This window comes from Daejeonella sp. (genome assembly GCF_044342615.1).
Classification (GTDB): Bacteria; Bacteroidota; Bacteroidia; order Sphingobacteriales; family Sphingobacteriaceae; genus Daejeonella.
This window is the reverse complement of the sequence record NZ_JBIIPN010000093.1, coordinates 1-10,810: the sequence shown is the minus strand read 5'-3', so window position 1 is coordinate 10,810 and position 10,810 is coordinate 1. Positions and strand designations below refer to the sequence as shown.

Here is a 10,810-nt window from a genome sequence, read left to right as displayed (position 1 = left end):
AGCTTAGTTATTGCAGTAGCATCTATATCGAGAACTTGATCCTTATAAGGCACTGATCCCCAGGTAGTTTTATAACCCTTGGCTGCTAATAAATCTTTTGCTCCAAAAGGAATTCCATGTAATAAACCTTTATATTTTCCAGCAGCAATTTCAGCATCAGCTTTTTTAGCATGCGCCATGGCTCGCTCCTCGGTGATTGTAACAGCAAACTTTAAATTCGAATCATGTTTTTTAATTCTTTCGATAAAAAATTTCGTTAATTCAACGGAAGATATTTGCTTAGTACGTATTAAATCTGCCAGCTGTACAATGGTATAGAATGCAAGATCATCCTTTACAGCAGGGAGTTTTGTAGTATTTATAGAATTTACTCTAAAATAATTGGATTTATCTGGAAATTCGTATCCCACAGGAAGAGGATTAAAATTTAGAGCTGGAGATACCGAATTTGGGATATTTAATTTACGAAGAGCAGCATAATTAGCACGTTGACCATCCAAGTCTGTGAGCATGGAATCGATTTCAACATCCGTAAAATCAATCCCAATAATTTTCTGTGCCGCCTTTACCAAGGCAATACTAATCTTTTCTTCCTCAGCTTTTTGAGTGATAAATCCACCAAGTGTAAAACTTAACAGACAAAGTAGGGCAATAATACTATTTCTACGAGTAAGGAGTTTCATAATAGCTTAATATTGATTTGAGCATAAATTTAATAAAAGAAACAGTAAATTAAGCCCATCGATAATTTTAATATGACACGTAAAATTCTTAGCCTTTTATTTTTAATAAGTACATGCATTAGTTTAAGTGCTCAGACTACAAAAACAGGAGTTTTGGTTGTTGGAAATAATTCGGCTTCAGTAGCAGCAGCCATTCAATCTGCACGCTCTGGTGTTAAAACAACATATCTTACACAATCACAGTCGTTTAGTACGGCGTTTACTGAGCAAGACCTTGATTATTTGAAGCGCATAAAAAATTATTACTCCCTGAAGGAAAGAAGAAGGTCAAAAAGTGCCGACTCCCTACTAGCGCTTCCTGTCAAATTAAACGAAGCTAGAGAATTAATAAAAGGCATTAGCGATACCGTAAAAAATTTGACGCTCAACTTTAATAATGTTGTAGATGAGATTAAAAAAGATGGGAAAGATTGGGAAATAAGGCTGAAAGGCGGCCAAAAAATTAAAGCACAAGTGGTGGTTGATGCAACAGACAATCTTGCAATAGCAGCCATGCTTAAAATTGACTTGAAAAACACGATAAGTAGCCCTATTAACAGTCCCAATATTTTCGAAAATAAGGTTTACAGAAGTTCAGTAGCTCTAGGAAACAGATCGGATGGATCATTAGTAACCATCCCAATGGGAGCTCTCATTCCTCAAGAGCCTGAAAATTTTATCATTGTTCCCAGGCAAATAGAACAAGTGAAGCTTATAAATATGTCGGCGGGACAAGCAGCGGGGACTATAGCAGCCTATTGCGCCTTTTTTAAAACGACTACTAAACTAATTAATGCGCGCGTGGTACAGGGTGAGCTTTTAGCTTTTAATGCGGTATTGATTCCATACACTGATATCGACCAAAAAGATGCAAGCTTTCTTGCTTTTCAACGCCTCGGACTTAGCGGAATGATTAAACCACAATTGGATGATGGAAAAATCTATTTTGATACAGCTGGGATTGTAAAATCAGAAGATATTAAATCGCCCATGCGAGAGTTTTATACAAGGAGTCAGCTTTGGTTTGCCGACAATAAAAATGATAGTTTAAGCATAAAAGATGTTATTGAACTTATAAAATTCAATGCCAATCGCGGGGAAGAGCTTAACAAAGAAATTGAAGAAAGCTGGAAGACTAGCTTTAAATTAAACACATCATTTGACCTACAAAGAAATATCAATCGAAAAGAATTTGGGATTCTGGCGGATAAATATTTACAACCTTTTAATATAAGAATTGACCCATTGGGAAATCTACTTCGCTAACAATTTAAATTTTTTTCGTAAATTGTTGAACCTAAAATGAAAAACGTGAAAGCATTAAATGTTCTGTTTGGATTGCTTTTAATTGGGAATTCAGCAATTTCACAAGGGCTTAACAATGAGGTTATTAGGGCAAATATGCTCGTTGATTGGGAAAGAGCAAAAGTCTATACCAAGGAGTACCTCGATGCAATGCCTGAAAGTGGAATAAATTTTAAACCCAAGGCAGATATGCGCAGTTTCGCCGAACAGATGTTGCATATGTCGCAAAGCACCATGACTGTGATTTCTATTGCTACGGGCGCAGAACCCCTTTATCAGGATAAAGTATTAGAAAAAATGAAGGAGTATAAAAACAAGGCTGCCTTAACTAAACTTGTTATGGAATCTTATGATTATGCAATTCAATCTATCGAAAAAATGGATGCCTCAAAAATGGATAGTTTAATTAGGCGAGGAAATTATGAAACCGACCAATTTGGTTGGTTAAATAAGGTTTTCGAGCATCAAACTCATCATCGCGCGCAAACAACCATTTACCTCAGACTAAAGGGAATTAAAGCTCCGAACGAGAAATTATTTTGATTGTTTTGTATTAATTTGGTGATGTTCATAATTACCAAATTCCACCTTCACTTCATTAAAATTATAATCAATATATCCCAAAATAGTCTTAAACTATCATTTTTTGATTTTGTTTAGTGAATAGGCTCCTTTGCTTAAGGGATTCAATTTTATAATTCCTTGATTGAAAACTCTTAATCAATCGCTTTCAATTCATTAGAAATATTAACTTGCATTAATTAATCTCAAAAACATGCGTAAATTTTCCTTTTTACTGATTAGTTTATTTCTGATAAATACTGCTTTTGCACAAATTTCTCCTAAAGAACATTTTGGTTTCACCATAGGCGATGATTACCAGCTAGCCAATTTCACTCAAACAGAGGCCTATTTTAAAAAATTAGCAGGAAGTTCCGACCGGGTTAAGCTTTTGAGTATCGGTAAAACAGAAGAGGGTCGTGAGCAGCCGATGTTGATCATTTCTTCACCTGAAAACTTAAAGAAACTCGACTACTACAAAGAAATTTCGCAAAAATTAGCTCGTGTAGAAGGCTTAACTGATGAGGAGGCTAAATCTTTAGCAGAAAAAGGCAAAGCTATTGTTTGGATTGATGGAGGATTACATTCCACAGAGACTTTAGGAATCCATCAACTTATTGAAACTGCTTGGAACTTGGCAAGTCGTAAAGATGCTGAGACCATAAAAATATTAGAAAATACAATCATTTTGATGACACATGCCAATCCTGATGGCCATGAATTGGTTAGCGATTGGTATATGCGTGAGAAAACACCTGAAAAGCGTTCATTACAAAATTTACCACGTTTATATGAAAAATATGCCGGGCATGATAATAACCGTGATTTTTTCATGATGAATTTGAAAGAAACGCAAAATATAAGCAATCAACTGTTTTTAGAATGGTTACCGCAAATTATGTACAATCACCACCAGAGAGGCCCTGAAGGCTCTGTAGTGGCTGGAGCGCCTTATCGCGATCCCTTTAACTATGTATTTGATCCTATTTTAATGACAAGCTTGGATGCAGTAGGGGCTGCCATGAACAATCGTTTAAATACCGAGAATAAACCAGGATATACTCAAAAGAATGGCTCTGTTTTTTCAACTTGGTATAATGGCGGACTAAGAACCATCACTTATTTTCATAACATGGTTGGCTTGTTAACAGAGACTATTGGCGGACCAACACCATCAGAAATTACTCTGGTGCCAGAGCGCTTAATTCCTAATGCAGGAACAGTTTTCCCCGTGACGCCACAAAAATGGCATTTTAGACAATCCGTAGATTACTCTATTTCAATGAATTATGCGGTATTAAATTACGCACAAAGGCATCGCGATGAATTACTCTATAATATTTACTTGATGGGTAAAAACTCGGTAGAAAAGGGTAATAAAGATACTTGGGGACTATCACCTAATAAAATTGAGGCCATAAAAGATGCGCATCAAAAAGATTTAGGAGGAGCTAGAACTTCTGGCAGAAATACCATCCCTACTAAATACTTTGATCAAGTAATGAAAGACCCTACTAAAAGAGATGCTAGGGGCTATATCATTCCAGCAGGTCAGGCAGATTTCCCAACGGCAATTAAATTTGTAAATGCATTGATTCGCTCAGGTATTCTCATTCATAAAGCAAGTGAAGATTTTGTTGTTAACGATAAAAAATATTTAAAAGGTTCATTTATTGTAAAAACTAATCAAGCCTTTAGACCCCATGTATTGGATATGTTTGAACCACAAGATCATCCCAATGATTTTCAATATGAGGGAGGTCCGCCAATTGCACCCTACGATGCAGCAGGATGGACTTTAGCTTATTTAATGCATGTGGAATTTGACCGCCTTCAAGAGGATTTTAGTGGTCCTTTCCAGCGTATCCCATACGGTGAACTTCAAAAAGTTGAAGAAAAACCTGTTGTATTAGCAAGAGGATACTTAATTAATGCAGAGTCAAATAATGCTTTTATCGCAGTAAATGAGCTATTAAAGGCAAAAGAAAAGGTATTTAGAATTAATTCGGGAACTGATCAAGGTGATTTTTACATTCCTGCAAATACAAAAGTCCAGAAAATAATACAAAATTTGGTTTCTAATCCGGGTTTAGAGCTTAAAATTGCATCCGAAATTCCGACAAACATCACTAAAGTTTCAGAGCTAAGAATTGCACTTTGGGATAATTATGGAGGTTCAATGCCTTCTGGTTGGGTACGTTTTTTAATGGAGCAATATCGCTTTAACGCAAAACTAATTTACCCTCAGGATATCGATTCAGGCAATTTAAACTCGAAATACGATGTCATTATTTTTGTATCAGGTGCCATACCTCCAGTTTCTAATCGCCCTAGCAACAATAGAAATATTGAATCCAATCTGGAAACAATTCCTGCTGAATTTAAAGCTCAATTAGGAAGAATTAGTCAGGAAAAATCAATTCCTGAAATCAAAAAGTTTATTGAACAAGGTGGAAAAGTAATTAGCATCGGCAGCAGCACTAATTTGGCAAATCACTTAGGATTACCTGTTAGAAACGCAATTGTTGAGATGGGCGCAGATGGTCAGGAAAATCGATTGGCTGCAGAAAAATACTATGTACCTGGTAGTGTTTTAAGCGTGAGCGTTGATAATTCATTAGCTTCGGCATGGGGAATGAAGAAAAATGCAGATGTATATTTCAATAATAGTCCCGTGTTTAAAATTGCTACCGCCGACCTACTAAAAGGTGACATTAAACCTATTTTATGGTTTTCAAGTGCAACACCATTACGCTCTGGCTGGGCATGGGGTCAAGGCTATTTAAGAGATGGTATTACCGCATTTGAAGCTAAATTTGGGAAGGGTAAACTTTATGCTTTCGGACCAGAAATTACTTTTAGAGCGCAAACACATGGTACATTTAAGCTTCTTTTTAATCAATTATATGAGGTTTCGGAAAAGTAGTAAAGCTTAAATTTGAAGTATTTACGATAGATCACTATAAATTAATTTATTTCTGTAATTTAATCAGCTGAAAACAAGCGATTAAGTTCATGAATAAATTTTCTAAAACCATCACTTTGATGATGGGTCTATTTCTCTTTTATGGAGAAACAAATGCGCAAGATTATAGTAATCATACGCAGGTATCCCAAAGGGTAAATGTGCTTTCTAAATCTTACCCCGGACTAGTTAAAGTTAAATCTTTAACTAAAACTTATGGTGGTAAAGATATCTGGATGCTGACTATTGGCACTGGACAGACTGAGAAAAAACAAGCTATTGCAGTTGTTGGTGGCGTTGAAGGTTCGCATCTTCTTGGAACAGAATTGGCTCTTGGATTTGCTGAAAAACTATTAAATACATCAAGTCAAGACAGCGTGAAGGCTATTTTAGCAAAAAATACCTTTTATGTATTCCCTAATATGAGTCCCGATGCTACTGAGCAATATTTCTCAGCCATTCGTTATGCCCGCAGCTCCAATGCCCGCCCTACCGATGATGATCGTGATGGGAAAGTAAACGAAGATCCTTTCGAAGATATCAACAAAGACGGCAAAATAAGCTGGATTCGTGTAGAAGACCCCACAGGAAATTACAGATTAAACCCTGAAGATCCACGCTCCATGATCTTAGCTGATGCCACAAAAGGTGAAATTGGTAAATACCTTGTTTTTTCTGAAGGTATTGATAATGATAAAGATGGTGACCTTAATGAAGATGGTGAAGGTGGGGTTCATTTTAATAAAAATATGAGCTATGCCTATCCAAATTTTGTTCCGGGCTCAGGAGAACACATGATATCAGAAAACGAGAATAGAGCGCTTCTAGATCATCTTTTCGAACAGTTTAATATTCATACGGTCATTACTTTTGGCCCCTATAATAATTTGTCTAGTCCAGCGACATTTAATCCGCAGGCAGTCTCAAAACGAATAATTACTGGTTATTTTGAGTCCGATGCAAAGACAAATGCTCATGTTTCTGAGCTTTATAATAAAATAACAGGCTTTAAAGATGCTCCTAAAACGAGCTCCGCAGGTGGCGATTTTGCCAATTGGGCCTATTTCCACTATGGCAGAAATAGTTACAGTACGCCAGGATGGTGGGTACCCAAAGCGAAAGCAGATACAGCTAAAAAGCAAAAAGACTTTAAAATTGAAGATCAAGTTGCCAATTATTTAAGATGGGCAGAAAGTGAAAAAATTGAAAATAATTTTGTTAGTTGGAAAAAAATTGATCACCCAGATTTCCCAGGTAAAAATGTAGAATTGGGTGGTGTAGATCCTTTTGTACTTTTAAATCCACCATTCAAAATGGTTGATGGATTGGTAAAAAAACATCATGAATTCATCCTAGCTTTCAGTAAAAAGACACCATCACTTGATATCATTAATGTACAAATAGAAAAACTAGATAATGGGCTAACAAGAATTACTGCCACCATTATAAATAATGGATTGATGGCCACACAAACGAAAGTTGGTGAACGCAGTTACTGGGTTAAAAAAATCAGTGTAAAGCTGAACCATACCGAAAACCAGAAAATCATCAGTGGTCGGAAAAACCAGGTTTTAGATGCCATTGAGGGTCAAGGGTATAGAACACTAAGCTGGTTAATTAAGGGATCAGGAAAACTAAGCATCGATGCTGGGAGTCCGACAAGTGGCTCAAAAACTATCGATCTAACCCTTTAATATTTATAGATTTTTCACCTCCAATTAAGAGAGAACATGAAACTTAACATAAAAAAAATATTTCTTACTGTTCCTGCATTGGCTATGGCCCTTGCATTATTTGCACAACAACCGGAGCAGATATTAAAAGCATCTGGAAGTCCGGCCAACCCAAAAGTTCCCATAAGCTGGAACCGATATTATGATTATGCAGCCATTACAGAAATCTGCAAAAAATTGGCAAAATCCCACCCCGATCTAGTAAAATTAGAGTCGATGGGTAAATCTCATTTAGGAAAAGATATTTGGGTAATGACTATTTCCGACTTTAAAACTGGTGATTCTTCCAAGAAGCCCGCTATGTACATTGATGGAAATATTCACTCCAATGAGATTCAAGGAAGTGAATTTGCATTATATGCTGCCTGGTACCTTGCCGAATCCTTTGCAGATACCAAACACATTCAGGAGCTTTTAGCGGATAAGACTTTTTATATCGCTCCAACTATTAATCCGGATGCGCGCGATAATTTTTTCCATAAGCCGAACAATGCTAATTCGCCAAGATCAGGCATGATTCCAGTTGATAATGACCGTGATGGGGCGGTAAATGAAGATGGTTTTGATGATTTAGATGGTGATGGACATATCGTTTTTATGCGTAGAAAAAATCCTAATGGCCGACTTATTACTGATCAAACAGATCCACGTAGAATGATTAGTGTAGGTCCTGATCAACAAGGAGAATACGAATTATTAGGTTATGAAGGAATTGATAATGATGGAGATGGTGATGTAAATGAAGACGGTGAAGGTTTTTATGATCCTAATCGCGATTGGGCATGGAACTGGCAACCGAATTACATTCAAAGCGGTGCTTATAAATATCCTTTTTCATTGCCAGAAAATCGCGCTGTAGCTGATTTTGTGATGAAGCATCCAAACATTGCTGCCGGACAATCATATCATAATAGTGGGGGTATGCTTTTGCGTGGCCCAGGAGCACTTGAGGATTTGAACACCTATAATGCGCAAGATGTTCAAGTGTACGATGCACTTGGTAAAAAAGGCGAAGAGCTAATTCCAGGATATAGGTATTTAGTGGTTTATAAGGATTTATATTCTGTGTTTGGGGGTGAGCTCGACTGGTTTTATGGAGGTAGAGGGATTTATACTTTTTCGAATGAACTCTGGACAAATTACCTCATGTATAACAAAGCAGAGGGTTCAAATTCACAGGCATCTCAATACACTTTCGACCGCAATTTACTCTTTAATGATGCTTTTGTAGATTGGAAGCCTTTTAAGCATCCACAATATGGTGATATTGAAATTGGAGGTTTTAAAAAATCATTTGGACGTTTACACCCCGGATTTCTTTTAGAAAGTGATGCACACCGCAATATGTCATTTACTCTTTATCATGCCTATCACACTCCAAAAATTTCTGTGGATGAAATTGCCGAAAAAGATTTGGGCGGTGGATTGAAAGAAATAACTGCAGTAATTGCCAATAAACGAATGATACCAACCCATTCGAGCCAAGATTTAAAGTACAAAATTGAGGTTCCAGACATGGTTAGCATTGAGGGCACTAAGGTAATTGCGGGTATGATTGTTGAAAATAGAGACCTTAATATCACAAAAGAGCAAAAAAATAATCCCTCAACTATCCAGGTAGCTAATATTCCTGGAAATGCTACTGTAACCGTACGTTGGATTGTTCAAAATGCTGGAAAATACACGGTAAAAGTGGAAAGTAAAAAAGGTGGTATTGCCACAAAATCTAAAAATTAATTAAATGAAATTTTACAACATTACTTGTAGTTTCTTATTTGTTAGTAGCTTTTTATTCGCTCAAACTGACAAAGCATTTTTTAATGAATTAAAGTCGCTTGAAGGCAAAACCTTTTATGGGAAAGCCATTTACATGCCCGATACAACAAAAGCGAACGATTTTTGGGGTAAAGAACTAAAATTTACGGTCAATAAGAGCAAAAACTCTGTTTTACGTTTACCCTTCCACGTTGGTGAAAATAAATCGCGTACCTGGGTGCTTACAAAAAGTAAAAATGGAATACAATTAAAGCATGACCATCGCCATGATGATGGGAGTCCGGATAGCATCACCAATTATGGTGGTGATTCAGACCCTAAAATTAGCACTGCACTTGCACAATACTTTCCAGCAGATGCATTTACCGCTAAGCTCATCCCTGCCGCCTCTACAAACCGCTGGATTATGGAATTTAGTCCCGATAAAAAGAGATTTTACTATATCCTTCAAAGAGATAATGTGATGAGATTTAAAGCAGAATTTAATCTTGAAAACTAAAGACAACAACAATAAATCATGAAAAGAATTTTAATTTTTCTCTTAATATTTGGATATTTTTCGGCCAATGCTCAAGAGCTAGGCACACTTAGCGTAGATAAAATTATGCGCGACCCCAAATGGATGGGTGTATCACCAAGCAACATACAATGGGACAATAACAGTCGTACTATTTATTTTAACTGGAACCCAGATAAGGTTAAGGAAGACCCGCTTTATCAAATCTCAATTGATAATCGTAAACCACAGCAAACAGCAGAAAACCAAAAAAAATCATTAAACAAAGGATCTTTAAGTTATTCTAAAGACCGCTTAAAAGTGCTTTTTGAGCGTAATGGCGATATTTTTGTTGGAAATATAAGTACTGGTCAAGAAAATCCACTTACTAATACTCTTGACAGAGAAAGCAATCCTGTTTTCTCTATGGATGAAACTAAAGTCTTTTTTCAAAGAGGAGAAAACTTATTCAGCATGTCCTTAAATGGAGGTTCAATTATACAGTTGAGCAATTTTACTCGTAGCAAAAAACGTCCTGAAAGTCCACTAAGCAAGCAAGACCAATGGTTAAGACAAGATCAAATTAATGAGTTTGATATCATCCAAAAGAAAAAAGAAGAACGTGAAGATAGGCTTGCAAAAAGCAAAGCTAATGCGATAAAAGAGCCTAAAGAGTTTTATTTAGATGATCGTAGTAGTTTGGTAAGCGTGAGAATAAGTCCCGATGAGAAATACATCGCTTTCCGCTTAATGAAACGCCCTGAGGGGAATAAAAACACAATTGTTCCAAACTATGTAACTGAAAGTGGCTATACTGAGGATCTAAATACCCGTACAAAAGTAGGCAATGCACTTCCTCAAAATGAAAGTTATGTGTATGATTTAAAGCGAGATACTATTTATGCCTTAATTACCAAAGACATTCCGGGGATTAAAGATTTACCTGATTATGTAAAAGATTATCCAAAACAGCTTGAGGAAAGAAAAAAGAAGAACGAAGATCGTCAGGTTTCGGTAAACGGACCATTTTGGAATGCCGATGGATCGCAAGCGGTGGTGGTTGTTTCAGCTTTAGACAATAAAGATCGTTGGATCATGAAATTGGATCAAGCAAGCGGAAAGTTTAGTCTGCTTGACCGTCAGCGTGATGAGGCATGGATTGGCGGACCAGGCATTGGTGGTGGGAATATTGGCTGGACCGATCTAAACACCATTTACTTCCAAAGTGAGGCAACAGGTTATTCTCATATCT

At 36.7% G+C, this 10,810-nt stretch carries 8 protein-coding genes; 7 read left to right on the top strand and 1 reads right to left on the bottom strand.

Translation table 11 applies throughout. The features are described from left to right. Window positions 1–683: amidase family protein (locus ACIQ0D_RS08875; RefSeq protein ID WP_395804788.1), on the bottom strand; the 683-nt coding region annotated here is incomplete at its 3' end. A gap of 72 nt (window positions 684–755) precedes the next feature. Between ACIQ0D_RS08875 and ACIQ0D_RS08870 the strand changes: the two genes are divergently transcribed. The 7 genes from ACIQ0D_RS08870 to ACIQ0D_RS08840 form a co-directional block, all read left to right on the top strand. Then, on the top strand, window positions 756–1,988 hold the full coding sequence (locus tag ACIQ0D_RS08870; protein WP_395804786.1) for a hypothetical protein: 1,233 nt from the start codon (window positions 756–758) through the stop codon (window positions 1,986–1,988). Between the two features lie 36 nt (window positions 1,989–2,024). Beyond that, window positions 2,025–2,570 (top strand): DinB family protein, encoded by a 546-nt coding sequence (locus ACIQ0D_RS08865; protein ID WP_395804784.1) that lies wholly within the window; start codon window positions 2,025–2,027, stop codon window positions 2,568–2,570. A gap of 232 nt (window positions 2,571–2,802) precedes the next feature. Beyond that, window positions 2,803–5,514 carry a M14 metallopeptidase family protein gene (locus ACIQ0D_RS08860; RefSeq protein ID WP_395804782.1) on the top strand — a complete coding sequence of 904 codons (2,712 nt, stop codon included), beginning with the start codon at window positions 2,803–2,805 and terminating at the stop codon, window positions 5,512–5,514. A gap of 89 nt (window positions 5,515–5,603) precedes the next feature. Further along, window positions 5,604–7,247, top strand: coding sequence for a M14 family metallopeptidase (locus ACIQ0D_RS08855; protein WP_395804780.1), 1,644 nt, complete (start codon window positions 5,604–5,606; stop codon window positions 7,245–7,247). A 36-nt stretch (window positions 7,248–7,283) separates the two neighbouring features. Beyond that, window positions 7,284–9,023, top strand: a complete 1,740-nt coding sequence (locus ACIQ0D_RS08850; protein ID WP_395804778.1) for a M14 family metallopeptidase — start codon at window positions 7,284–7,286, stop codon at window positions 9,021–9,023. A 4-nt stretch (window positions 9,024–9,027) separates the two neighbouring features. Then, complete coding sequence (locus ACIQ0D_RS08845) at window positions 9,028–9,561, top strand: hypothetical protein (protein ID WP_395804777.1); 534 nt, start codon at window positions 9,028–9,030, stop codon at window positions 9,559–9,561. 18 nt (window positions 9,562–9,579) lie between these two features. Next, window positions 9,580–10,810 (top strand): TolB family protein (locus tag ACIQ0D_RS08840; RefSeq protein ID WP_395804775.1); only part of this gene is annotated, 1,231 nt, incomplete at its 3' end.

Coding starts and splice junctions, on each gene's coding strand:
- ACIQ0D_RS08845 (WP_395804777.1), top strand. CDS start 9,028: ATGAAATTTTACAACATTACTTGTAGTTTCTTATTTGTTAGTAGCTTT.
- ACIQ0D_RS08865 (WP_395804784.1), top strand. CDS start 2,025: ATGAAAAACGTGAAAGCATTAAATGTTCTGTTTGGATTGCTTTTAATT.
- ACIQ0D_RS08855 (WP_395804780.1), top strand. CDS start 5,604: ATGAATAAATTTTCTAAAACCATCACTTTGATGATGGGTCTATTTCTC.
- ACIQ0D_RS08860 (WP_395804782.1), top strand. CDS start 2,803: ATGCGTAAATTTTCCTTTTTACTGATTAGTTTATTTCTGATAAATACT.
- ACIQ0D_RS08850 (WP_395804778.1), top strand. CDS start 7,284: ATGAAACTTAACATAAAAAAAATATTTCTTACTGTTCCTGCATTGGCT.
- ACIQ0D_RS08870 (WP_395804786.1), top strand. CDS start 756: ATGACACGTAAAATTCTTAGCCTTTTATTTTTAATAAGTACATGCATT.